Genomic DNA, 23,559 nt, shown 5'->3' on the forward strand with positions numbered 1-23,559 from the left:
GCGCGGCGGATTCAGTTTGATAGCCGTGCGTTAGCTGTAAACAACTTTAGGTTGATTTATAACTTAAAAAACCCTGTGATAAAAGGGTTTTAGGGTATATTGGCCCGCTAATTATATATTAGGATGCGCAATCGGAGATGGAGAAATAGCCTTCTTGTGGCGTTTGGGGCGCGGAAAGATGTCTGGAGGCAACCGGTCGCAACAGTAGTAGATTTCAACCGGCTTTATAAAAACCGCCGTAGCAGACCGCCAGCGCTCCTAAGGACGCTGCCGAGGGGTAGTGGCGGCGCGGGACGCTAACGACGTCTGTGCGTCTGCCAGACGACTTGCCTGCGGCTTACGCCGGGGGGCGTCGTCCAACCGCCCGCAGTAAAGCCTAAAGCCGTTTAACATACGCCTGTGAGTGCACGCACCTATGTAGGCGTGTACCTACGTACGTATACACGCGGGCGCGGACGACTTTAACGGCTTTAAATACTTTACACATACGTATTATATAACGTTTTTAATAGCTTACTGCAAAGCTGTTCCCCGGTTTACGGCTTTAAATCACGTCAAAGGACTTTGCACCAATAAATATGGCCCGCCCCGTTATACCAGGACGAGCCGACGATAGAGCGCCGATTACTGACTTAAAGCGGTATCGCTTCAATCTCAGGCAGCGGAATAGACATCACCGCATTAGACCCATCGAACATTCCGGTCCTCACCCACCGTAACTCCGTGATCTTTCCTTTGAGCTTTTTGGTTGTTTTTCCAACGTCAACGCCTTCTTGACCTATCGCTCCCAGCATCCGACCAATGGAGTGACCTGTCATACCTTTAAACATACCGTGGCGGATTTCCGCCAGAAAGGCGCGGAAGTCGGCAAATCTGAAATAGGTCCTGCCGGACTCATCATCGACGACCGGCTTACCTAATAGAGTTTCCTCCACTTCGGCTCCCCGGTGACGGTCAGTGCAGAACGCCTGTAGAGCATCAAAGAAAATGCCTTCCACCGTCTCATCGCGTGGCAGTGCTTCCGTTTCTGCAACTAGCAGCGCAGCGTTCAGCCGGTCTGCCCACTTATCTTTGCTCAATTGGCGAAACGCGACATGTAATTCTTCCGCGCAGCGGAGGTTAAACTGTTCACTACGGAATGCGATGCGAGAAGGCATCGTCACTTCGCCGTAATTCGCAACCGTAATCCGCCATAGGCTTTCTTCGCCGCCCGTTAAAATCACTATCTTTTCGATTTCAGCAAAGCGGTCAAACTCGGCATCCGCATCGTCGCCACTTGTGCCAGCTTGTTTTACCGTACGCCCGCGCAGGCCGTTCGCTACCTGAGACCGAGCCTCAGCACTTGCAACGCCTGACGCAATACCGGCAGCGATAAGGCGTTCTTCTACCTCAGCGGAGTCGATCTGTCCTTTGAGTACGTACTTGCCAAGATAGAATGCACTGTCATGCAAAGCCCGCTTTCTGCCGTCAGTTAGCGCAACTATCTCAGCGCACCGTTCAGCCAAGCGTTTATGGGCTCTGCTCGAAAATGCGGCACGCCCCTCATTGGCCAGAAGCTCAATCGCCTTTGCGGAAGTCCGGGACGCCTGAGCTGCGCCAATGAATTCGGCAACGGTCATCGCCAGACCAGAAGGCTTTATACCGCAACGGGACGATTTGTCTCCCTCCCAAAAGGGCATGTTTATCCAATTGCCCGCACCGCTGGCGGGAGGATAGGTTTCAGCGTCGGAGTAGCCGAGCCGCCCTGCAATGGCAACCAAAGCTGCATTCATCTTGGACTGCAAAACCCAATCGTCAGCAAAAAGCCAGACATGACCACCGCCACTTTTTGATTTTGTAAGAATCAGCGGCAGGTTATTTTGCAGAATACGGCGCGCTAAGCCCGTGAGATCGAAGCCGTCATATTCATCGATATCGATTACGCCCCAACGGCATAAACCATCCTCTCGCAGGGGGCTAACGCCTAACGGTGAACCTCCATCAAGGTGCCTTGCCCAGAGGGCTGAAGTCGGTGGCCCTTTGACGTCACGCGGGCCTTGACCTTCAGCGTCTTTCATTTCCATCTTGCCACCAACCAAGCGCAACCGCGCAGGATCATATGTTCCGTGCCGGGTTTCAGCCCCCCGGAACAATTCGTGGAACTGATGGGCCGGGGAGCGGGCTGAAATACAAGCGTCCATCAGTACCCTCCCGCTTTTACAGAGAGAGGACCAAAATTGTCGTCCGGACCAAAATCATTGAGTCCGAGAACGTGTTCATCATCTTGTTTGGTGGCCATAAGGAACGAGTAATATACTTCCGCGTAATCCTCAGATCGATACCGTTCCCCAAGATTTTGCGGACGCGGAGTAGCCGGGTTGCGTTTGATGATACGCCTCCGTTCCGTTCTGGCTGCTGCCCACTCAAGGCAAAAGAAAGCGAAGTCGCTGTAACTGGGAGCATCTGCAAGACGGCAACTTTTGATCCATCGGTCTTCTTCGCGGGAAATTTCTCTGAGACTAGCCGGTAGATGTGGATCGTTCGTCGGAAAAATACGGTAAGAGAGTGATACAGGTTCGCCTTGGTGTGAAAACCACTGCCGCCAGACTAACGGGTCTACACGATTACCGTTGGGATTCGAAGTGATCCGCACCTTCTGCACGACCGGCGAGTTCGTAGCTGCCGCCACTTTACCTCTTCCGGTAAGCAAACTATACTCGACTTCACTGATAATAGCTTTGGCTGAGTGGCGTTTTGCGAGAACGCCCTCAGCCGTTTCATTTTCAGCCATGAGCTTCCTCCTCGATTTTTACTTCACCACGTTCGATGAAGTTGTCGAGGTCAGAGCGGCGATACATGATACGCCGACCACCAATGCGAAAAAATTTTGGCCCGCGCCTTTTATGACGCCACCATCGCAATGTTTCCACTGAAATGGGCGATTCTTCACCGCCAAGGTAACGCGCCGCTGCTTCTGGCGTTAATAGTTCGAGTCCGCTTCCCATATACTTCTCCGTAGGTTTAAGCTGGTAACAGCTTGAACCTACGGCTACTCGCTGCGCGCGGGTACGCGGTTTGTTAAAAACCTAATTGCCGCGCGCTAAGATCTTGTCAGTCGCAATCAACCAACGGACATATGCGCTTTCAGTAAAATTGTCGTCGTACTCAAGTTTTGCTTTGTTCGCTTCATCTTTAGTTAGCCCCATCAAATACCTTGCAACATCAGACGCACGACGCTCTAAAAGTCGGCCGGAAACTAGCTCTCCAGCATAGGTCTCGCGAAGAAGGCCGAGTATATCCATCCGGGCGGTGGCATACTCAATCTGTTGCTCCGAAAGTTTTTTACTTGGTCTCCATGTATTTGCGAATGCCCCGCTTTCCATCATTTTGGCTACGACGTTCAGGAATGCAGACGTAGGATTTTGACGCAAACAATTAGCTACCAACTCAGTACGATTTTTCCCGTCCATGATAATATTTCGTAGTACGGAAAGCTCGTCAGCGCGCATAGCATCGATCCAGAGGCGTTCGAACTCATCACTATTTTTTGCTGAACGTCGCAATTGCTCCGCCGCAACCCATTCGGCGAGTATTTCGACGCGTTGTGCATCATCGATCTTGGTTGCCCTCGCTGATTCTTCCCGCATTTCTTTGGAAGCATTCCCCGGAAGTTTCCTCCGATCTGGATAGCAAACATCTCTCCATGAGGGAGGTGTTGATGTATAGGTCACTTCTTGGTCCCCGCCATCGACACTACCTCACCGTTCCGACTTGCTGCCTTGATCTTCGCAAGGCGCTTCTCAGAGGTATTCTCTGCATTCGTCGCCCATTCATCGTCGTTTAGGTGCGCATAGCGCATAGCCGCCGCTATGCTGGTGTGGCCTACGATACGCTTTTGCTGCGGCAGCGTAAGAGAGTTATCGTTGTACACCTGCGTTGCAAACCAATGACGAATAAGATGCAGCGAGGCGTTCTCCCCGGCTATAACCTCTGCACGCTTCATCACCCGGCGGAAGCCAGACCGCAGTACATCAACCCTCAACGGTAGAGAGGCGTCGGTCGCGGGGCAAACCCACGGAGACCCGACTATCCGGGGAGCGCTTTCCAAAAGCTCGCGGGTTTCATTGGTGATGGCCTTACGCAGATAGCCGGTCTTGGTGTCACTCCAACGAATAAACCGCCAGTCAGGATCAATCTCGTCCCAACGCAGATTGCAGACCTCCCCGGCGCGGCACCCGGTAGCAAACAAAAGACGGATAGCGAGCGCAACGTGAGGTAGAATGCTTCCGTCGCTTTCCAGCTGATCAGTTGCAGCTATCAATCGGGACACCTCATTATCTGTGAGGAGCCGGTCACGTTGCCTTGTGGCTTTGAGCCGTATCTGGGCGGGGTTAGGTCCGGCGCGTAGCTTGGCGTCTTCTATCGCCCAGCGCATTGCCGAGGACAATACTCTGATCGCGCCCGCTGCTTGTGTAAGAGCCAAAGGCTGAGGTTTGCTATCTCTACCTTTTTTCGCCACACCTGAGCGGGGCCGTTTTTTCAGCCTCTCATAAAGGGTGGCTACGTCATGGGTATCAAGAGCATCAATCTTGATTTTACCAATCTCTGGCTTGAGTACTTTTTCGACAATGCGCTCGTACTCGGTCCAAGTCTTTTCCTTCAGCTGCGCTTTAGCGTGCTGTTCCACGAAAGAGCCGAGAACGTCACCTACGGTAAAAGCTTGACCGCGCCGATCCGCCTCTCGTTGCAAATCTTCCCGCTCAGCCACAGGGTCTTTACCCCGATGATACAGGTTAGCCATCTCTGTAGCCTGATCAAAAGCATCGTCAGCGCTCGTCGCCTTTATTGTTACCCATTTGGGTTTGCCGCCGCTGCGGTAAACATAGACGAACGATTTAGCGCCTGTCGGGCGCACCCGAAGACCGAAGCCTGCAAGCCGACTATCCCAAATTATCCTCGTCGTCTTGCCGTCAACGTGCGGTTCCGCGTTTTCGAACACTGCGCGGGATATCTTCTTTTTAGGCTCTGCCTGTTTACTCATCGGTGGCTCCACAGCTAACGTTCAGCTAACGATAGCGCCAGCGTTAGCCAGCGCGCGCCACCTCTTAACTAACTTGATTTTTACAGAAAAGCTAGTATCTACAATTAAATACATGCTTCAACCGGCGCCAGCTAACGCCACCCAGCTATCAAGCAAGCTAATTTGTAATCAGGGGGTCACGAGTTCGAACCTTGTCGGGGGCACCAGTATTTTCAATGGCTTGGCCATTTCCACCGATATTATTCCTGCATTCGCACAACGCCTATGGCTTGATGTGATATAGCTTGTGCACGATTGCCCAGTTGCCATCGCGCTCCAGCAAGGACAGGTATTCGCTAAAATCCATGCCGTCGAAACGGGTCGTCAGCTTCACGGACGCGCTGTCGCCTTCCTTGTCGATGCCGAGGATTTCGAAGACGGGGTCGTGATCGGGCAGGCCGCGTTCGCTTTTCCGTATCTGCTCGGCGAAGTCCTCCAGTGAGAGCCATTCCGTTTCACCCTGAAACGTCCCGACGATGCTGGCGCGCGGATCGAAAACATCACGCATCAGGCCCTCATCCGCATAGGCCATGGCGTGCACATAATCCGTCACTGTCTGGGTAATGGTTTGCGGCATCGGATCGTCCCTCCCTTCAGATCCAAAAGCCAAGCTTACACCCGTTGGAGCCGTTCCACCATAAGCACCGTAAAACCTGCGGGTTGCACGGTTTTCCGCATGGGTAGACAGCTTGGCCGGGCGTGTTTTGCCATGACTTTCCACAATTTTTTCCCGCCCGTGATTATAGTCGCCATGGGTCCGACAAATTTGAGGATCAAGGGCTTTTGCGCCGGCGCGGGGGTGCCGCGCGGGCGGAATTCGCTTATGATCTGTGCGCGAGCCGCACGGGGGTGGCGTATGGCGTGCGGTAACAGTTTGCGTTTGAAGGTGTTTTAGTGATCGATCCCTATGTTTTGCTTGGCGTGGAGCGTGATGCCGACGAGGCGGCGATCAAGTCCGCTTACCGGAAGGTGGCGAAAGCCGCCCATCCCGACAGCGGGGGCGATACCGACCAATTCGCACGCCTGCAAACCGCTTACGAGCTTTTGAAGGATCCGGTGCGCCGCAAGGTGTTCGACGATACCGGCTACGATCCGCAGCTTGCCGATGCCAAGGACCTGAAAGGCCTGCTGATGCTGGAAACTCTAGTCAACGAATTCATTCTGGACGAGCGCGAGCCCGGCAGCTTCGACCCAGTGGCCGCCATGCGCCGCAAGCTGACCGACGATATCCTGAAAAGCCGCTTTCACATTCTGGAACTGGAGCGTCACCGCACGCGGGTGCGTAAACATATGGACCGGCTGGGCAGAAAGCCGGAGACCGATGTTTTGAGTTCCATGTTGCGTGCGCGCAGCCAGTCCATCGCCGAAGCCATCCGCAATGCGGAAGCGCAGATAGAGGCGATCGAGCAGGCCTATACGATGCTGGAAGGCTATTCCTACGAACTGGAGAGCATATCGCTCTCCGAACCGCTGCTGAAAGGTGAGGCGGCGGAATAGCCGTTTCTCCCTGGAGTTCTCAGGGACCGTTGACGAGCGCGAGAATGAGCTGATGCACGCGGCCACCGGGCGAAAGCTCGTCCCGGTCGAAATCGCGTCCGCGTTGGCGCTGCTCGTTGGATAGCTCACCAAGCCGCTGTTGAAGGACAACGCGCACTTTCTGGCATTTCGGATCGTTTTCCGCTCTCAGACCGGTGCTGAATGCCTCGATCTTCTGCACCATGTCGAGAATGTGCTCGCCATGAACGCGCTCATGGGTTTCCACACCGGAAATGAAGGTTTTCCAGCTGGCGGCGACCGCGGGCGGCAATCTGGCCGGCGCTTTCGGCCAGGTATAGATGATTGTGAGATTGGGCTTGGCGGTGGCCAGTACGCAGGCACCGTCCGGTTGTGGACGATAATCGCGCCGCCATGTCAGCTTGAAGGTGGTGTGGGCGATGGCCTGCACACCGGCGGTCGGGCCGCGTTCGCCTATGGACTGGTAGAGCGCTCCGCCCGTATCACCGCTGATCGCATAGGTTTTTATCTGCTCGGCTGGTTTCCAGCCGGCTGACTGTGCTGACAGCGGAAGGGTGCTCAGCAATATCGTCACAGCGCTGATGGTGAGGGAAGAGAGAGTTTTGGTGGGCACGCATCGATCCTTGGTGTCTTGCGCGCCGAAGATAGGCGAGAGCCGGGCTGCTAGGCAAGCGCCGTGAGAGAGGGATTGTCGGATACTGCGCCGAAATTCCACACACGTAAAACCCCCGCGACGGATCGCGGGGGTCAAGCTTGCGACTGCAGGGGAATCAGTCGTCCAGCTTGTCGTAGTCGAGCTTCGGTGCGTTCTGCAGCGCTTCCTTGGTGGTATCGACATAGGCCTTCCAGGTGCCGTTGTCGTTGTGGACTGCAACCGAGGCCGGGTCGAGCACCACATAGCTCTTGTCGATGCCGAGGAAACCGCCGACGCTGGCAACGAGGCCGATCACCGATTTGCCATCGCCGATGACGACATCCTCGATTTCGCCGATGTTTTCGTTCTGGGCGTTATAGATATCCAGACCGTCCAGCTGGGAGGCGGTGAGGTCGGTTTTCTGGACATTGACGAACTTCAGCGGGCCGTTAGCCTTGGTGCCCATGGTGATGCCGGGACCGGACAAAGTCGCATCGGCGCCAACAGCAGGCGCAGTCGCAGCCGTCTGGGCAAAAGCCACGGAAGAGGAGAGGGCTGCTGCGGCAGCGAGAGCGATGACGTTGATTTTCATGATGTTTCTTCCCTTTGTATGCTGAACGTTTCGTTCGGGGAAGAAACGGTGAAGGCCGGATTTGGTTCCTTGATTTCCAAAAAACTAAATCTTAGCCCCACTTTGACTAAACAAGCTTGGTTGCGACGGAAACCGCTCATCATAGTTTACATTCGTTATATTCTTTACAATATTCTCCGTCCATGAATCTATTTTGGAGTTTATCAAGTCATAAGCGGAAACAATATCGCCTGTTCCTGTGCGGCCTTTTTTCTCGTAGCGCGCAAATTCTTCGCCGTCTACGCTAAGTTTAATTCGCGAAAGTGATAGCTCAATAACAAACACTACCGCCAAATGATGCTCTGATTTGGTTCCGTCCCGTACCCATATACATTTAGGATTTGAGTCTGATGGATCTAAATCTATTCCTATCTCTTCTTTAACTTCCCTATATACGCATTGTTTGAGAACATCCAACTTGCTGTTCATTCCCATTAGGTTGGAGTCTTCCTCCCGTATATGCCCTCCGAAATAACAAAGGGTCTTACCTTTTTCAGGAGACGAATTGGACGTTGCCTTTTGCGCTTTTGTTCCCACTAAAAATTCGTCTTTACCTTTTTCTTTTATGACGGCTATTGGGATGATTTGTAAAAGACTCTGATCATTTTCGACGTCAGTTCGGTCATTAAACTCTAAGGTTTCATCTACGAATTCGCTAATTTCACTGTAATCAAATATCGTTGGAAGGTTTTTCAGGTTTATCTTCTTAATAAACCCAATTTTTTCTTCAGCTAAATTCTTAAGAAGGCTCAGGGTCGTTTTTGTTACATTATAGCTTACTTCATTTTGGTCTTGTTTATCTGTGTTGTGTTCTTTGATTTCGCGAAAATGGTTTTTGTATTTTTTTGCCGTGAGCTTGATGGAGGTGAGATATGATGTGAGTACCTCATTTCGCATAATGCTGCCCTCTTTTCGGGTGAGGAGATTTTTATACTCTCTCTCGCTTGAGGTTTCAGGAGACGACTCGAAAACCAGAACCAAATCGATGGTCATTCTGAAACGAGCAGAAGTGAAGAAATTGGTAAATCGCTCGTAGTCGTCATTTCTCAATAGCTTTTCTTCCCGCTGCCATTCGAACCAGCAAAGCGCATCAAAGAAGCCTCTATCCAATATAATAACGTCGAGCTTTTTAGACGAGTTTGCTAAAGTTTCGGATAATTGATTGAGTGCGGCGCAAGCCGTCCAAACATTAAATATCGGATCGAACTTGTTGGGGATCGGGCAAACGCTAGCACGTTCAGTTAATATTTTTGTCCGAAAATTGTTTCGTCTTAAAAAAATGTCGAGTGAGCTGATACACGACGATTTTCCAGCTTTAGGGGAACCAGCGAATTCGATCACTATTGGTCGACGTGGGCGAGAACGCCGTTTTATTTCGAGCACGGTCGATGCAAGCTTTTCAAGCTCAATTATTCTTCTTTCTATTTCGGCAGGTTTGTTCATCGTGCGTGCTCACTACTAGTAATACTATCGACATTCTTTTCTTGAAATTGCTCAATGAGCCTCCCCACCGAAAATCCGGAAAAAAAGCCAATCAGTGTTACTATATATATGAAATTACTTTTTTCCGAAGGGTTTGCGACGGCGACGTTTATTGAAGCCTTCCATAAGCAATAGCTTATTAGTGAAAGTATAATACCAAACATTGGGCGGAGAACAAAAAAAGCTATTGTTCCCACCCTAGCAACTCCTGTCCCATCATCGGCTACAAATTTGTAATCTCCATTGATGGATGCTTTATACAATTTTCGGCTATAATAAATTGTTGATCCGCAAGCTGCTGATGACGATAATGCGATCATATTCTCGACTATTGTGATATCAGATGAGCTATAGGAGAATATAATTTGCCAAAAAACCAATGTAGACGCCAATATAAGAATTAAAAGATAGTATATGAATATAAATATAACATCATTTCTCGTCAGCGTCATTAACGATAAATCGTGTTTTTGTTCCATGTAGCTCTGCCCTTATTTTTCCCCGTGATCCTATATTTTAGTTGAGCTTAAATTAATTTTTTGCAACTATAAGTCATATTTTCGATAAGCTGGCGCTGAATATTCGCGATAAGAATTACTCACAGGCTTCTGCTAACGAAGTATTTGCCGTTCCATAGCTCTCATAGATTCCACATCAAAGATAACCACCGCTAATCACTGAGAAAATTTCTTCAGGATGTCAGCCAAGGCGCTCCCGCAAAACAATAGCACAACGCCACAGGATGCCTTCAGTCACTGCCCCGGACGCCCCGTCTTCCCCTTCGTCCGGCTTTTGCGCTTCTGTTCGCCGGCATCCTCATAGGAACCCGCTCCGATCTTGCCGCGCACGAGGGGGCGGGGATCGTCCTTGGTTCGCTCAGGCTGGCCTTCCATGAGCGGTGAGAAACGTTTGCCGGTTTCCGTCTCGGGTTTGCCGGGAACTTCGCCACGCACCGGCTTCTCGGTGCGGCCAACGGTCATCTCGTCCAGCGTGTTCCTGCGGAACAACGGCTTTCCCGTGTCCGAGCCGGGGCCCATTTCGTCCAGCGAAGGTTTGGCGAAGAGAGATTTTCCACTTTCGTTTGCGGAAGCGGCACCGTCCTCTGTCACGCCCGATATGTCTCCAGCAAGAGGGGAGATCGACCCGTTGCGGGCGCTCGTTTCTTTTTTCTTGCTTCTGCCGCCACCCTCAAGCGATTTCGCCTCTTCCTTCGCCATAGGGTCGTCCATGACGGCGAGTTCGGTGGCCTTGAGGCGCTTGATTTCGTCGCGCAGGCGGGCGGCTTTTTCGAAGTCCAGATCGGCTGCGGCATCGCGCATGGATTTTTCCAGCGCGTTGAGATGGGACTGCAGATTGTTGCCGACCAAATGGCCGCCATCGGCGAAGCCTTTGCCGGAAACGCCTGAAATATCGGCCCTTACGTGATCACGCTCATAAACTGAATCAAGAATATCGGAGATCTTCGCCTTGACCGATTCCGGCGTGATGCCGTGTTCGGCGTTATAGGCCATCTGCTTTTCGCGGCGGCGGGAGGTTTCCTCCATCGCCCGCTTCATCGAGCCGGTGATATTGTCGGCATAGAGGATCACCTTGCCGTCGACGTTACGGGCGGCGCGGCCGATGGTCTGGATCAGCGAAGTTTCCGAACGCAGGAAGCCTTCCTTGTCGGCATCGAGGATCGCGACGAAACCGCATTCTGGAATATCGAGGCCTTCGCGCAGAAGGTTGATACCGACAAGCACGTCGAAGGCACCAAGGCGCAGGTCGCGGATGATCTCGATGCGTTCCAGCGTGTCGATATCCGAGTGCATGTAACGCACGCGAACGCCCTGTTCGTGCAGATATTCGGTCAGGTCTTCAGCCATGCGCTTGGTCAGCACGGTGCAGAGTGTGCGGTAACCCTTAGCGGCGGTCTCGCGAATTTCGCCGAGAACATCGTCCACCTGGCTGCGGGCGGAGCGCACCTCGACCGGCGGATCGATGAGTCCTGTCGGGCGGATGACCTGTTCGGCGAAGACGCCGCCGGCCTGTTCCATTTCCCACGAGCCGGGGGTGGCCGAAACCGCGACCGTCAGCGGCCGCATCGCATCCCATTCCTCAAAGCGCAACGGGCGGTTATCCATGCAGGAGGGAAGGCGGAAGCCATATTCGGCCAGCGTCGCCTTGCGCCTGAAGTCGCCGCGATACATGCCACCGATCTGGCTAACCGAGACGTGGCTTTCGTCAATAAAAAGCAGCGCATTATCAGGGATATATTCAAACAGCGTCGGCGGCGGTTCACCGGGATTGCGGCCCGTGAGATAACGCGAATAGTTTTCGATACCGGCGCAGGAGCCGGTCGCCTCCAGCATTTCGATGTCGTAACGCGTGCGCTGTTCCAGCCGCTGGGCTTCCAGCAGGCGTCCCGCCTTTTCCAGCTCGGCGAGGCGGACCCTCAGCTCTTCCTTGATCGACTTGATCGCGCCGTTCAGCGTCGGGCGCGGGGTGACATAGTGCGAATTGGCGTAGATCTTGACGGATTGCAGATCGCCGGTTTTTTGGCCGGTCAGCGGGTCGAATTCGGTAATGGAATCGATTTCGTCGCCGAACATCGAGATGCGCCAGGCGGCATCCTCAAGGTGGGCAGGGAAGATCTCGATGGTATCGCCGCGCACGCGGAAGGAGCCGCGCTGGAAATCCATGTCGCGGCGCTTGTATTGCTGGGCCACAAGGTCGGCCAGAAGCTGGCGCTGGTCCAGCCGGTCGCCCACCTGCATCTGGAAGGTCATGGCTGTATAGGTTTCCACCGAGCCAATACCATAGATGCAGGAAACCGAAGCGACGATGATGCAGTCGTCGCGTTCCAGCAGCGAGCGGGTGGCGGAGTGGCGCATCCGGTCGATCTGTTCGTTGATCGAGGATTCCTTCTCGATGAAGGTGTCGGAGCGCGGCACATAGGCTTCCGGCTGATAATAATCATAATATGAGACGAAGTACTCTACCGCATTGTCGGGGAAGAAGTTCTTGAACTCGGAATAGAGCTGTGCGGCCAGCGTCTTGTTGGGTGCAAGGATGACGGCCGGGCGCTGGGTTGCCTCGATCACCTTGGCCATGGTGAAGGTTTTGCCGGAGCCGGTGACGCCGAGCAGGACCTGGCTGCGCTCGCCGGAATTGATGCCTTCCACGAGATCGGCAATCGCCGTCGGCTGGTCGCCTGCCGGTTGATACTCCGAGTCCATGCGGATTGTAACGCCGCCTTCGGATTTCGGCGGACGGGCCGGCCGGTGCGGCGTCCACATCTTGCCGTCCTTGAACAGCGGATTGCCGCTCTCGATAAGCGCCGATAGCGCCTCGACGGTGGCGGTGACGGCACCCGGTGCGAGATTGGCCGCCTCCTCCAGGGAAACGTCCATGCCAGCCACTGGATTGAGACCGGCGGCGGCGCGGGTTTTTGGATCGCTCGACGCGCCGATGGAAACGCCGCGCGCTGTCTTGGAAGCCGTGGTGTTTTTAGCTGTTTTGTTGGCCGCTTTTTCCGCTTCCTTGCGTGCTTCGATCTCGATCTTCTTGCGGTGCTTGCCAGCTTTCGAGGCGACTTCGCGCTGGGTTTCCACCGAGCCGGCTTCGGCTTCCGCCTCGAGCTGCTTTACCCAATCGGCAACGCTGCCGCTGAGCGGCGCGCCTTCGAACGACGATTGCGGAGCTTCCTCGAAGCCGGAATTCGAGGGTTTGGAATTTTTGGGTGATCTGGCCATGCGCGAAATATGGAGGGAGTCACGCGCAAAGGGAAGGGGAGGCCAAGAAAAAATGAGTACAAAAAGGAAACGAAGCGCGGGGAACAAAATTTGGCCGGATACGTTGCATAGCGGCCGAATACGCTTTGATAGAAACCGGTTCCGTTTCATACGGCGGTAAGTTAAAGCAAAGACAAAAATGACGGTTGCGTTTTCAAACTGCCTTTCGTGACATCCCTCCCTTCTTCATTCAGGAACAATCATGCCGTTCTCGATCAGCCCTGCCCACATCTGGCCTGTCCTGATGCTTATCGTCTCCAATGTTTTCATGACTTTCGCCTGGTATGGGCATCTCAAGCACAAGGGCAGCGCACTCTTCCTTGCGATTGTCGCAAGCTGGGGCATCGCTTTCTTCGAATACATGCTCGCAGTCCCCGCGAACCGCATGGGATCGGAGGTCTATTCGACCGCGCAGCTCAAGACCATTCAGGAAGTTATCACGCTTGCGGTCTTTGCGCTGTTCTCGGTCTTCTGGCTGAAGGAAAGTATCACGATCAACCACGTGATCGGTTTTGCGCTCATCGCTTTCGGCGCTTCCTTCATCTTCCGCTCCTGATTGCCACAGGGCCTTTCTATTGCCGTGGCGGACAGGTTTCGCCACGGCACGAGGAACGGTGTTACGATCCCGTTCCACCATTGGCATAGTCCAACCGCGCCGTACAAATGCGGACGTGGTTCTCGTCCGCCCACTGCACCAGCAATTGCATCGGCACCAGAAACGAACGGCCGAGATTGGTCAGTTCGTATTCCACGCGCGGCGGCACCTGCGCATAGAGCGTGCGGCGAATGAAACCGTCTTCCTCAAGCCGTTTCAGCGTGCGTGACAACATCTGCTTGGAAATATCGTCGATCTTGCGGTTCAGTTCGTTGAAACGCAGAACCCCGCCCTGAAGCGCTTCCAGAACCAGCAGGCTCCATTGATCGCCGATGCGATCCAGCACGTCGCGGATGGGGCAGGGCTGGTCGAAGGCGAAGATTTCCTTGGTTTGCGTATCCGGCATTTTCCCTGCTCTTTCCATTTTCGTGCCCTTTCAGGTCATCGCCGTGTGACCTGATCAGCGTCGGCTGACTTCTTGCAGCCGGGGCTGCGATACCATAGCTTCCCCTAGCGGTCTATTATCTAGACCTACAACGATGCCTATAAAGGAAAAAGCCATGGCTAAAATCGCGCTCATCGGAGCCTCCGGCAATGCCGGATCCCGTATTCTGAAGGAACTTTCCGACCGGGGGCACCAGGTGACGGCGATCGCCCGCAACCCTGAAAAGATCGCCAGCCTGCCGAACGTAGTGGCAAAAAAGGGCGATGTCTTCGATCAGGCAGGGCTTTCGGAACTGCTTAAGGGTCACGATGCCGTGATCAGCGCCGTGCACTTCACTGCGAGCGATCCGGTGACGCTGATCGAGGCCGTCCGTGCCTCGGGCGTTTCCCGTTATCTCGTCGTGGGTGGCGCCGGCAGCCTTGAAATTGCGCCGGGCCAGCGCGTGGTTGACCTGCCGGACTTCCCGGCCGCCTACAAGGCAGAGGCGACCAAGGGAGCGGAGTTTCTGGACCGTCTGAAAGGGGAAAAGCAGCTCGACTGGACCTTCCTGTCGCCATCGGCCGAATTTGTGCCGGGGGAAAGAACGGGCAAATTCCGTATCGGCAAGGACAGCCTTTTGAGCAACGAAGCTGGCAGCCGCATTTCCTTTGAAGACTACGCCATCGCGCTTGTCGATGAAATCGAAAAGCCGCAGCATTCCCGCCAGCGTTTCACCGTCGGTTACTGAGAGGTCTCATCCATGAATTTCATGACACGTCATCTTGCCATCGCTGCTCTTGCCCTCGCGCCCGCGCTGATGGCCACGCCCGTTCTGGCGGAAACCGCCAAGCGCGATCTGGTTCAGGAAGAAGCCAACCGCAAGCTGGTGATCGATTTTTACGACACTGTCTTCAACAAGCACGAAGTGGCGAAGGGCGCTGCCGTCATCGTCGACAGCTACAAACAGCACAATCCGATGGTGCCTGATGGCAAGAAGCCATTCGTCGACTATTTCACCGGCTTCTTCAAGGAAAACCCGCAGGCGAAATCCCGGATCGTGCGCAGCGCCACGGATGGAGATCTGGTTTATCTGCACATCCATTCCACGGATAAAGAGGGTGCGCGCGGAGCCGCCATCGTCGATATTTTCAGGGTCACCGACGGCAAGATCACCGAACATTGGGACGTGATCCAGCCGGTTCCGGAAAAGGCTGCAAACAAGAATACGATGTTCTAGAGCATTTCCAGTAGAAGTGCGTAGCGGTTTTATGTCCGGAAAATTCGTAGAAACAAACAGTTAGAGCACGTCAAACGATTCTGTTTAAACAGGACGTGCTCTAAGGCCGAGCTTCTGCCAACCGCCCGGAATTCAGAAGGACACGGCCGGGGGATATCTCCCGGCCGTGTTTTTTGTCAGGCAGCGCGTTGCTTTTCGCGGGACTGCACGATCAGATCCAGAACAAGCATCACCAGCAGGCTTGCGCCAACCAGCGGGAACAGGATGCCGCCGATGGCCAGCAGCGCCAGCAGGCCGCGCAAGACGCGTTTATCCTGCGGCAATGGTGGCACGCCGAGCGAACCTCTGGGGCGTCGTTTCCACCACATGATGCCGGCGGAAACGGCAAGCAGGACGATGCCGACACAGGCTGCCAGCAACACGATCTGGTTGGCGAGGCCGAATTGCTGGCCCATATGCACGTTGATCCCCCATTCCAGCACCTTTCCAAGTGGACCGTAGTCGGAATAGCTCATGTCGATCAGCGGTTTGCCGCTATATTGATCGAGATGGACGACGCGCTGCTTTGAAAGGTCGTCGGGATAGACGGAGCCGCTATAGACGCCTGTCGGTTTGGTCGGCAGCACGACGGTATAACCAGTGGCAAGACCGAGCCCGTCGAAACGCGCGATGGCTGCATCTATGCCGATTGGTTGCCCGGTGGCGGATGCGGTGGATTCCGGTACTTTCGCCTGCTCCAGCGACCAGCTGGTCTTGGCCATGTGATCGAGATGTTCGCCGGACATTGGAACATCGGTCCGCACGCCTGCCGGATATCCGAAATTGCTGCCGTTTGCCCATTCGTTGACCTTGGCGCCCCACACGCCCGACCAGGGCATTCCGGTGACTGCTAGAAATACGATGAAAAAGCCGACGAAAATGCCGGTGACGGCATGGGTATCGCGCCAGAAGACGCGTTTTTTCGGCGTGCCGCGCACGGTCAAGACACCGCCGCTCTGCTTCCTAGGCCACCACAGATAGATGCCGGTGGCGACGAGCAGGATGGACCAGCCGGCGGCGATCTCGATCAGATAGCGGGTATAGGTGCCGAAATATTTCAGGCTGTGGATGTATCGGATCGTCCACATGATGGTGCCACGATCCGGCAGTGAACCGGCAACCTGCCCGGTATAGGTGTTGACGTAGACGGCGCGTTTCCCTTCGCTCGTACTGACGGTAATTTCCGTCGAGGCACCCGGATCGCCTGGCGTGGTGTATTTCACCGCAGTGCCGGGAACGGCCGCAACGGCTGCGGCGAGAATATCGGAGGGGAGTGCTTTCGGCACGTTCTGCGCCACTTCGATGCGCTTCAGGTCCGAATGAATGAGATTGTCGAATTCGTCCCGGAACAGATAGAGCGCACCGGTGACGGCCAGCGATATCAGAAAGGGCAGTACAAAAAGGCCAGCGTAGAAGTGCCAGCGCCATACGGCGCGGTACAGGTTGACGGACGAGGATTGCGCAGGCGCGCGCTCGCCCTCGAAAGAGGTCGTAACGGACATGGATGTCTCCGCAGAAAAGTTGATTATCCGGCAGGGCCGGATCGCTCTTTACATTTGCAGAGAGGGGGGCGGTGCGCGTGGGCGCGATTCCAGATTGGGTGGCGGCGGCGGCAATACCGTGTCGCGGTCGAGAAAGTCGACTTCGACGACCCGGACGATCCCGTCCGCACGCTCCACGGGAGTAACGGGAAGAGCGGCGATGGTAACGGAGGCGAGACGGCACAGCGTGCCGCAGCAATTGTCGGGGAGCTTGCCCGCAGGGTTGGAGGCCGGGTTCGGTTTGCCCGAACCGCCTTCGGGCATGTGGCTGGAACAGATGATCTCACCGGTCGCCAGCGCGGCTGAGGCCATATTGCCGCTGGTCAGGCCATTCACGAGCCCTTGCAGGAGAAAAAGCAGGACCGCAAGCGTGGCGATGGCGCCAGCCGAACTTCTGTCCTGCATTATCCTGCGAATGAATCCCATTGCAGCGAAATGCCATATTTATCGGGCCGTGTCACCGCGACACGATGGCGAAAGACGAGGCCTGTTTTCAATTATCACCCGACCTCGGGATGGGAATGTTCAGGCCAGCAGGTCGTAGGTCCGGAATATCCAGACTACCTGATAAATCAGGGCGAAAATGACGAGAAACCTGTGAAAGCGTCGGTTGCCGATGAAAGCCGCCAGTGTGAACAGAACAACGTAAATAGCTGTGCGGATGAGATATTCAGCGCCCAGCGAGGAGAGGTAGTCCTGTCCCTTCAGCAGCGTATCGCCGATATCCGTGACGAAAAGTGCGGCGAGAAACGCGAAGAACCAGCTTTTACGGGAAAAGAAATAGTCCTCGTATCCCTTGTATTCCTTCATGTCTGAGGGGAACAGCAACACGCACAGGAAATAGAACAGCGAGCAGAACAGGATGAGGAACAGGAACGCGCCGAAGCCGAGGACGTGGCTGGTGGCGGAAAGCCGGTGTTCCCACCACCAGAAATGCACGAGCATCAGAAACAGGAACGCCACCCAGCCGATATGCAAGGGATAGATGCGCTCCTTCTTGGGATGCTGCACGAAACCGGCAAGGCCGGTCAGCAAGCGGGCGAGGCTAAGGCCAACCACCATGCCCATGACGGCGCGGATATGCGCATAGGCTTCCGCGGCGTTGACGGCGGCCTCCATCGCATCCTACTCCACCGGAGGGATGGGCGTCGGCTGCCCGTTTTCGTCCATCGCCACCATGATAAAGGTTCCGGCGGTGACTTTTTCCAGCTTGTCGTAACGGGAGCGCTGCGCCCAGGCCTCAACCGTCAGCGTGATGGAGGTGCGGCCGAGCCGGGCGATATCGGTGTAGATGGACAGGGTGTCGCCGATCTTCACCGGCAACTCGAAAGCCATTTCCTTGACCGCCGCAGTGACTACGCGACAGCGAGACCGCTCCGCGGCGCGGATGCCGCTGGCCAAGTCCATCTGGGACATGACCCAGCCGCCGAAAATATCACCGGCCGGATTGGCGTCGGCCGGCATTGCGAGCGTCCGCAGCGTCAGCTCGCCGGTCGGTTTGATGGGCAGGTCGGTCATGTCGAGATTTGCTCCTTGCGAATGTCAAAGGCGCAGCATGCGTTGCGCTTTGTGATTTCGCAAGGAAGGGTAAGCGTCAGGACGACGCTTTGCCCAGAAATTGCTGCGTTGCATAAAGGGCGATGGCTGCCGCATTCGATACGTTGAGCGATTTGATCTCGCCCGGCATATCGAGACGGGCGAGCGCCGAAACGGTTTCGCGGGTCTTCTGGCGCAGCCCCTTGCCTTCGGCTCCCAGCACCAGGGCGATCTTTGCGCCGGTGAAGGTTTGCTCGATGGGGGCGGGGCCTTCCGAATCCAGACCGACCGAGAAGAAGCCAAGCTTGTGCAGCTCGCCCAATGTATCGGCGAGGTTGGTGATCTGGATATAGGGAATGAGTTCCAGTGCGCCGGACGCAGACTTCGCAAGCACGCCTGACTCCGTCGGGCTATGGCGAATGGTGGTGATGACGGCGCCGGCGTTGAAGGCGACCGCCGAGCGCATGATGGCGCCGACATTGTGCGGGTCGGTAACCTGATCGAGCACGAGGATCAGCGGGCTTTTCTTCAGCGCATCGAGTTTCTTGACCGGAAGCGGCCTTGTTTCCAGCATCACGCCTTGATGGATCGCCTCGGGGCCGAGCACCTTGTCGATATCCTGCGGTGAGACAATCTCTACCGGGAAGGGCTGCGCATCCGCTTCGCCGATATCCAGACGCGCAAAGGCATTCAGGGTAACCGACAGCTTGATGAGTTGCCGTTCGGGATTGGAAAGCGCCGCACGCACGGTATGCAGGCCGTAAAGGTGGACCTGATCCGGCGCAAGCTGCGGCGGCTTCCAGTCTTCCGCGCCACGATTCCGGCGCTTCGGCTGCTGCGGGGTCGGAATTTCGCCCCTCTCGCGTTTGGCATCGCGCACGGCACGGCGCAGGGTGGCGTAGTGCGTGTCGCGGGTGGATTTGTCGTTTGGATCGTCTTTGCTCATGGCGCCTTATATCTCCGGGACGCGACGCACACCAGCCCCCGCGATAATCCACAGGCCTGCAAAGAGGTTTGAATTTTTTCCCGAAAATTCGTGAAACGGCGTGTTGACAGAAGCGAACGAGGCCGTCATATACGCGCCACAGACGACGCAACGGCGCTTCGCCGGAGAGAAATCTGAAGAGCTTGGTTGCTCGATCCTAGCAGATAGCTGGAGGGATGCCCGAGTGGTTAAAGGGGACGGACTGTAAATCCGTTGGCTACGCCTACGTTGGTTCAAATCCAACTCCCTCCACCATTCTGCGCAGGATCAAAATCACCACCGCGGGTATAGCTCAATGGTAGAGCAGCAGCCTTCCAAGCTGAATACGCGGGTTCGATTCCCGCTACCCGCTCCAAAACTTCTCAAAAAGATCGATAATTTTGCCTCGCGCCGATGTGCAGCCTCCAATCAGCGTTGGCTGTTTTCAGCTCGCCTCCAAGGCCGACTGAATCCGCATTTTCTCTGCGTCGAGCTCGCTTAACCTCACCATATGCGCCGTAATTTTCTCAAAGATCGAGGTGCGATCCGCTGTCGACAGGCGTTCAGTGTGGCGCAGGGCAGTAATGACCTCGATCAGATCAAGTCGCTCTTGCTCAAGTTTTTCAAGATTCCACATCATCGCGTTTCCTCGCTGGCACGCGCTTCAAACGGCCAACCCGGATAAAGGTTCAGGTCAATAGAATTTAAAGTAAATTTTATCTTATTGGCTGGGACGCGGTGCGCTGCGGCACGGCTGAATCAATTCGGAGAACGACATTGCGTCCGTATGCCGGCGGCTGCCATATAGCTGTTGTCGGTTGGATGGTATGATGCGTAACGCGCTGCACACCATTTTACGTGGTTTATTTCCGATTCTGAGAGGGCGTAACCGTTGGATGACGCCTCTTCACCCTTGCCCGCGGCAAAGGCGGATGCAGGATAGCCGCGACCGTCGGAACTCTGCGCCTGTTCCTGTTGTTCGTAGGCCGGTTGTATGAGGCTCAGCGCACTGGCGGGCACGGTAAAAGCGGTAGATATTGCGACGCCAAGAGCGAGCGCGGAGATAGTCTTCGGCATCCTCAACATCGATAAATCCTCGTTATTCGTTCGAGATGCTAACGAAAATTAAGGAATTTCGTTCCGACGCAGGGTTGACGTCACACGAATACGTGATTCGTTGTGCGGTGCTTGCCGTCGTTCGCGTGGCAAGGCGGCGATGCCCCCGGCGGCGGGCTGATTGTGGATATCCATGGTCACTGTGTGATGCCGTCCTCACCGCGAAAACGCCACGCCCGATGAGCACATTTTGCTCCCCGCCAATTCGACTTTGAGTGCTTGTTGCACTGCTCGTTGACAAGCGGAAAGTCCGGTCGGATAGTCTGCCGGCAATCATGCACACGGGAGTCTTCGATGATCAACAGGGTTGTAATTCTCTCATCCTTAGCGCTGCTCGCATCGGCGGCGTTCGTCTCCCCCGCAGCGGCGCTCACCATGAAAGAGTGCAGCGTGAAATACCAGGCGGCGAAAGCCGACGGGTCCGCGAAGGACGTCAAGTGGAACGACTATCGCGCCAAGTTCTGCGGTAGCGATGCTGCTGCCGAAAGCGCGGCCGACGACAAGCAAGTTGCGGCTACCACCGACAAAGAACCAGAAAAGGCGACGATAAAGGCTCCTAAGAGCGTCGTATTTCCGAGTGCTGTCGATAAGAAATATTCAAGCGAGACTCCTGGCAAGGCCCGCCTGAAGACCTGCGTCGATTCTTATCGTAAGAACAAGGATGACGGCACGCTCGGCGATCTCAAGTGGATTCAGAAGGGTGGCGGTTACTGGAGCCTGTGCAATACGGCTTTGAAGAGCTGACGCGCTTTTTTGGGGCGGCGGCTGAACGCCGTTGCCCCAGCAATGACGCGTCATCAGACATCATACCGAAGGACTTAATTTGTCGATTCGGTTGACCGGAGCGTGTCTGAGCCACGTCCAGAAAGACATGCGGTTTTTCCTGTGCCCTGCAAATCCTGCGGCAAGCGTGGCCTAACGTTTTCACGCTTACCGGCGGGTTGATATTCACATGGTCAGGCAACCCCGTTTTCGGGCGGGTAAAATCTCCGAATGGTTTGCGATTCAGCATCTTGATAGAAAGAGTTGATCTTGCGGCTTGATCCGCATCCAGCAATTAAACGGTTACGGCTGTCCCTTGGCGGCTGGCCGGCAATGTGGGCGGATGACCAGACGATTTCGAAACTACCTCGCCGTACTCGCCATATCACTACTGATGTGGACGTTGGTGCTTGGCGTTATTTATTGGCTGTTTCGATAGGTCTTGCCGCAGCTTCAGAGCCGAAATGAACCCGCTTCAATGCATATGTTTGGCGGCGTATCCACGACATGTCTTCGCGGCTGATATTCGGCAAATATTGCCAAAAAAGAATGGACATTGCCCCCGAAGGAGCGGCGGCAGGGCGGTTTTGGGAAACCTTGCCATGCCGCCGGTCAGCGTTGAATTGCGCGCAGCGCGTTCAGCCTAGAACGAGCGCTGTTAAGAGCGCCAGCAGGATTAGTGAGCTTGCAACAGCGCCCAGCTTCATCCTGCGAAGGCGGCGGGTGCGACCGCCGGTCCAGTCATAAGCCATTGGCAGCTTTACCTTTCTTTTTATTTTTATGACTTATTAACTAGCTCACTAGGCTTGCCCGTGGCTGACCTCAATTGCCAAAATCCATAGGCAAAAAATCACGATTTCCCTGTCTTATCCGAATGTTGCAGCGGACGCGGAGACCGATTCCCCTGTGCGCCGATTTCACCTGCGCGTGCGCTTGCAATGCTGTGCAGGCAAGGGTGCATTTGTATGGGTATGAAAAGAAAAGGCCCGGAAACTCTCGTTTCCAGGCCTTTCGGGACGAATATGTGACTGCCAGTCTCAGCCGAAATAAGGCTTGATGTAGGGCAGGACCTCGATCACGCCGTGATACAGCATGTTGAGCGCCACATAGATGATGACCATCAGGCCAAGATACGAAATCCAGCGGTAGCGGTGCAGCAACTTGGCGACGAAATTGGCGGCCAGTCCCATGAGGGCGATCGAGACGACGAGACCGATGATCAGCACCGTGACATGGTCCTGCGCGGCACCGGCGACGGCAAGCACGTTGTCCAGCGACATGGACACATCGGCGATGACGATCTGGGTTGCGGCCTGAAAGAAGGTCTTGTGACCTTTGGTCAGGTCAGCCTCTTCGTCCGTCACCTCGTCTTCGATGGAGCCTGCGGCTTCGCGCAGTTCGGACCACATCTTCCAGCACACCCAGGCAAGCAGAAGCCCGCCGAAGAGTTGCAGCCCGACAATGGAGAGAAGCTGCACGGTGACGGCGGCAAAGCCGATGCGCAATACGGTGGCGGCGATGATGCCGACCAGGATCGCCTTGCGGCGAAGATGGGCGGGAAGACCGGCGGCGGCAAGGCCGATGACGATGGCATTGTCGCCTGCGAGAACGAGATCGATCGCAATGACTTGCATGAATGCCGTGAAGCCGGCGGCTGTGAAGATTTCCATTGAGCGGTCCTGAAACGGATGTAATTTCGCGCCGGAGAGCGCGGCTGATCAATATGTGGCATAGAGGTTTTGCGCCTGGGCGCATCGTCCCGCTCGCCCGTCTCCCCCCGGAGATGAAATTTCCTTAAGCCATGATGAGGGTCCAGGTAAAGAAGTTGTGATAAAGAAAAAGCTTATTTAACGATCCGATTGTGCGAAGAGGGGTGCAGGCAGGGTCCCGTCCGTGCGTCCCGTCTTGCCGTCGCGTGGGAAGGCTGAGCCAGCTTTGAATATCGCGCGGAACGCACCATATATGCACCTTGAGGCGCGCCTTAGGCGTGCGCGACCGTGCTTTGACAATTAAGTCTTGCGCATTCGCTTACAAAGCCTTAAACGGCGACACCAAACCGGTTCGCCGGGAAAACTACTTCACGTTCACAGGAAGCAATTCACATGGCAAAGAGCAAGTTTGAGCGCAATAAGCCGCACGTCAACATTGGCACGATCGGTCACGTCGACCACGGCAAGACGTCGTTGACTGCTGCGATCACGAAGTATTTCGGCGAGTTCAAGGCGTACGACCAGATCGACGCTGCTCCTGA

Annotated in this window: 25 protein-coding genes and 2 tRNA genes; 8 read left to right on the forward strand and 19 right to left on the reverse strand. The window is 55.1% G+C overall.

The window, feature by feature from the left end; genetic code table 11:
- Positions 1-632: 632 nt before the first annotated feature.
- The 6 genes from AB4Z23_RS10475 to AB4Z23_RS10500 form a co-directional block, all read right to left on the reverse strand.
- Positions 633-2,180, reverse strand: coding sequence for a TOTE conflict system archaeo-eukaryotic primase domain-containing protein (locus AB4Z23_RS10475; RefSeq protein ID WP_441360088.1), 1,548 nt, complete (start codon positions 2,178-2,180; stop codon positions 633-635).
- On the reverse strand, positions 2,180-2,770 hold the full coding sequence (locus tag AB4Z23_RS10480) for a hypothetical protein (RefSeq protein ID WP_441360089.1): 591 nt from the start codon (positions 2,768-2,770) through the stop codon (positions 2,180-2,182). Before AB4Z23_RS10480 ends, AB4Z23_RS10475 begins: the two co-directional genes overlap by 1 nt.
- On the reverse strand, positions 2,763-2,984 hold the full coding sequence (locus tag AB4Z23_RS10485; protein WP_441360090.1) for a helix-turn-helix transcriptional regulator: 222 nt from the start codon (positions 2,982-2,984) through the stop codon (positions 2,763-2,765). Before AB4Z23_RS10485 ends, AB4Z23_RS10480 begins: the two co-directional genes overlap by 8 nt.
- A gap of 81 nt (positions 2,985-3,065) precedes the next feature.
- Positions 3,066-3,710, reverse strand: coding sequence for a hypothetical protein (locus AB4Z23_RS10490; RefSeq protein WP_441360091.1), 645 nt, complete (start codon positions 3,708-3,710; stop codon positions 3,066-3,068).
- Positions 3,707-5,020 (reverse strand): tyrosine-type recombinase/integrase, encoded by a 1,314-nt coding sequence (locus AB4Z23_RS10495; RefSeq protein WP_441360092.1) that lies wholly within the window; start codon positions 5,018-5,020, stop codon positions 3,707-3,709. Before AB4Z23_RS10495 ends, AB4Z23_RS10490 begins: the two co-directional genes overlap by 4 nt.
- A gap of 262 nt (positions 5,021-5,282) precedes the next feature.
- Entirely contained in the window at positions 5,283-5,636 is a 354-nt protein-coding gene (locus AB4Z23_RS10500; protein WP_025593977.1) for a nuclear transport factor 2 family protein, read from the reverse strand.
- Between the two features lie 317 nt (positions 5,637-5,953).
- Between AB4Z23_RS10500 and AB4Z23_RS10505 the strand changes: the two genes are divergently transcribed.
- Positions 5,954-6,556: a J domain-containing protein gene (locus AB4Z23_RS10505; protein ID WP_003513049.1), complete on the forward strand. Its 603-nt coding sequence runs from the start codon at positions 5,954-5,956 to the stop codon at positions 6,554-6,556.
- Between the two features lie 19 nt (positions 6,557-6,575).
- On the opposite strand, the gene AB4Z23_RS10510 is transcribed toward AB4Z23_RS10505, so the two are convergent.
- From AB4Z23_RS10510 to uvrB, 4 genes are all read right to left on the reverse strand, one after another.
- Entirely contained in the window at positions 6,576-7,187 is a 612-nt protein-coding gene (locus AB4Z23_RS10510; protein WP_065702384.1) for a DUF922 domain-containing Zn-dependent protease, read from the reverse strand.
- 157 nt (positions 7,188-7,344) lie between these two features.
- Positions 7,345-7,800, reverse strand: a complete 456-nt coding sequence (locus tag AB4Z23_RS10515) for a PRC-barrel domain-containing protein (RefSeq protein WP_003513045.1) — start codon at positions 7,798-7,800, stop codon at positions 7,345-7,347.
- A gap of 84 nt (positions 7,801-7,884) precedes the next feature.
- Entirely contained in the window at positions 7,885-9,282 is a 1,398-nt protein-coding gene (locus AB4Z23_RS10520) for a hypothetical protein (protein WP_421477229.1), read from the reverse strand.
- A 791-nt stretch (positions 9,283-10,073) separates the two neighbouring features.
- Complete coding sequence (gene uvrB, locus AB4Z23_RS10525) at positions 10,074-13,055, reverse strand: excinuclease ABC subunit UvrB (protein ID WP_421477231.1); 2,982 nt, start codon at positions 13,053-13,055, stop codon at positions 10,074-10,076.
- A gap of 241 nt (positions 13,056-13,296) precedes the next feature.
- Here uvrB and AB4Z23_RS10530 point away from each other — a divergent pair, with 241 nt between their 5' ends.
- The gene (locus tag AB4Z23_RS10530; RefSeq protein ID WP_003513041.1) at positions 13,297-13,650 is read left to right on the forward strand and encodes a DMT family protein; all 354 of its coding nucleotides are present in this window, start codon (positions 13,297-13,299) and stop codon (positions 13,648-13,650) included.
- Positions 13,651-13,711: 61 nt separating this feature from the next.
- Here AB4Z23_RS10530 and AB4Z23_RS10535 read toward each other — a convergent pair whose 3' ends face one another.
- Positions 13,712-14,095: a winged helix-turn-helix transcriptional regulator gene (locus AB4Z23_RS10535; RefSeq protein WP_003513040.1), complete on the reverse strand. Its 384-nt coding sequence runs from the start codon at positions 14,093-14,095 to the stop codon at positions 13,712-13,714.
- Positions 14,096-14,249: 154 nt separating this feature from the next.
- On the opposite strand from AB4Z23_RS10535, the gene AB4Z23_RS10540 reads away from it, so the two are divergent.
- Together AB4Z23_RS10540 and AB4Z23_RS10545 are read left to right on the forward strand one after the other, a co-directional pair.
- Positions 14,250-14,861, forward strand: coding sequence for an NAD(P)-dependent oxidoreductase (locus AB4Z23_RS10540; RefSeq protein ID WP_013636447.1), 612 nt, complete (start codon positions 14,250-14,252; stop codon positions 14,859-14,861).
- A 12-nt stretch (positions 14,862-14,873) separates the two neighbouring features.
- A complete protein-coding gene (locus AB4Z23_RS10545; RefSeq protein WP_421477233.1) occupies positions 14,874-15,350 on the forward strand; it encodes a nuclear transport factor 2 family protein in 477 nt (158 codons plus the stop codon).
- A 176-nt stretch (positions 15,351-15,526) separates the two neighbouring features.
- Here AB4Z23_RS10545 and AB4Z23_RS10550 read toward each other — a convergent pair whose 3' ends face one another.
- From AB4Z23_RS10550 to rlmB, 5 genes are all read right to left on the reverse strand, one after another.
- A complete protein-coding gene (locus AB4Z23_RS10550; protein WP_112290584.1) occupies positions 15,527-16,891 on the reverse strand; it encodes a PepSY-associated TM helix domain-containing protein in 1,365 nt (454 codons plus the stop codon).
- A 48-nt stretch (positions 16,892-16,939) separates the two neighbouring features.
- Positions 16,940-17,356 (reverse strand): DUF2946 family protein, encoded by a 417-nt coding sequence (locus AB4Z23_RS10555; protein WP_441360093.1) that lies wholly within the window; start codon positions 17,354-17,356, stop codon positions 16,940-16,942.
- A gap of 99 nt (positions 17,357-17,455) precedes the next feature.
- A complete protein-coding gene (locus tag AB4Z23_RS10560; protein ID WP_003513035.1) occupies positions 17,456-18,049 on the reverse strand; it encodes a hypothetical protein in 594 nt (197 codons plus the stop codon).
- 6 nt (positions 18,050-18,055) lie between these two features.
- Entirely contained in the window at positions 18,056-18,448 is a 393-nt protein-coding gene (locus AB4Z23_RS10565; RefSeq protein ID WP_421477235.1) for an acyl-CoA thioesterase, read from the reverse strand.
- Between the two features lie 76 nt (positions 18,449-18,524).
- Positions 18,525-19,412: a 23S rRNA (guanosine(2251)-2'-O)-methyltransferase RlmB gene (rlmB, locus tag AB4Z23_RS10570; RefSeq protein WP_003513033.1), complete on the reverse strand. Its 888-nt coding sequence runs from the start codon at positions 19,410-19,412 to the stop codon at positions 18,525-18,527.
- 209 nt (positions 19,413-19,621) lie between these two features.
- Here rlmB and AB4Z23_RS10575 point away from each other — a divergent pair.
- Positions 19,622-19,706 (forward strand) — tRNA-Tyr (locus AB4Z23_RS10575).
- A 26-nt stretch (positions 19,707-19,732) separates the two neighbouring features.
- Positions 19,733-19,806: transfer RNA gene (locus AB4Z23_RS10580), tRNA-Gly, on the forward strand.
- Between the two features lie 69 nt (positions 19,807-19,875).
- Here the strand turns inward: AB4Z23_RS10580 and AB4Z23_RS10585 are convergent.
- Positions 19,876-20,070: a hypothetical protein gene (locus tag AB4Z23_RS10585; RefSeq protein WP_013636443.1), complete on the reverse strand. Its 195-nt coding sequence runs from the start codon at positions 20,068-20,070 to the stop codon at positions 19,876-19,878.
- Positions 20,071-20,189: 119 nt separating this feature from the next.
- Positions 20,190-20,516: a BA14K family protein gene (locus tag AB4Z23_RS10590; protein WP_111783499.1), complete on the reverse strand. Its 327-nt coding sequence runs from the start codon at positions 20,514-20,516 to the stop codon at positions 20,190-20,192.
- Between the two features lie 324 nt (positions 20,517-20,840).
- Between AB4Z23_RS10590 and AB4Z23_RS10595 the strand changes: the two genes are divergently transcribed.
- Positions 20,841-21,290, forward strand: a complete 450-nt coding sequence (locus AB4Z23_RS10595; protein ID WP_003513030.1) for a hypothetical protein — start codon at positions 20,841-20,843, stop codon at positions 21,288-21,290.
- Positions 21,291-22,345: 1,055 nt separating this feature from the next.
- On the opposite strand, the gene AB4Z23_RS10600 is transcribed toward AB4Z23_RS10595, so the two are convergent.
- Positions 22,346-22,978 (reverse strand): TerC family protein, encoded by a 633-nt coding sequence (locus AB4Z23_RS10600; protein ID WP_003513029.1) that lies wholly within the window; start codon positions 22,976-22,978, stop codon positions 22,346-22,348.
- A 432-nt stretch (positions 22,979-23,410) separates the two neighbouring features.
- Here AB4Z23_RS10600 and AB4Z23_RS10605 point away from each other — a divergent pair.
- Positions 23,411-23,559, forward strand: a 149-nt coding sequence (locus tag AB4Z23_RS10605) for a GTP-binding protein (RefSeq protein ID WP_421387882.1), incomplete at its 3' end; no start/stop codon positions are given.

The organism is Agrobacterium sp. MCAB5 (assembly GCF_052114365.1).
GTDB lineage: Bacteria > Pseudomonadota > Alphaproteobacteria > Rhizobiales > Rhizobiaceae > Agrobacterium > Agrobacterium tumefaciens.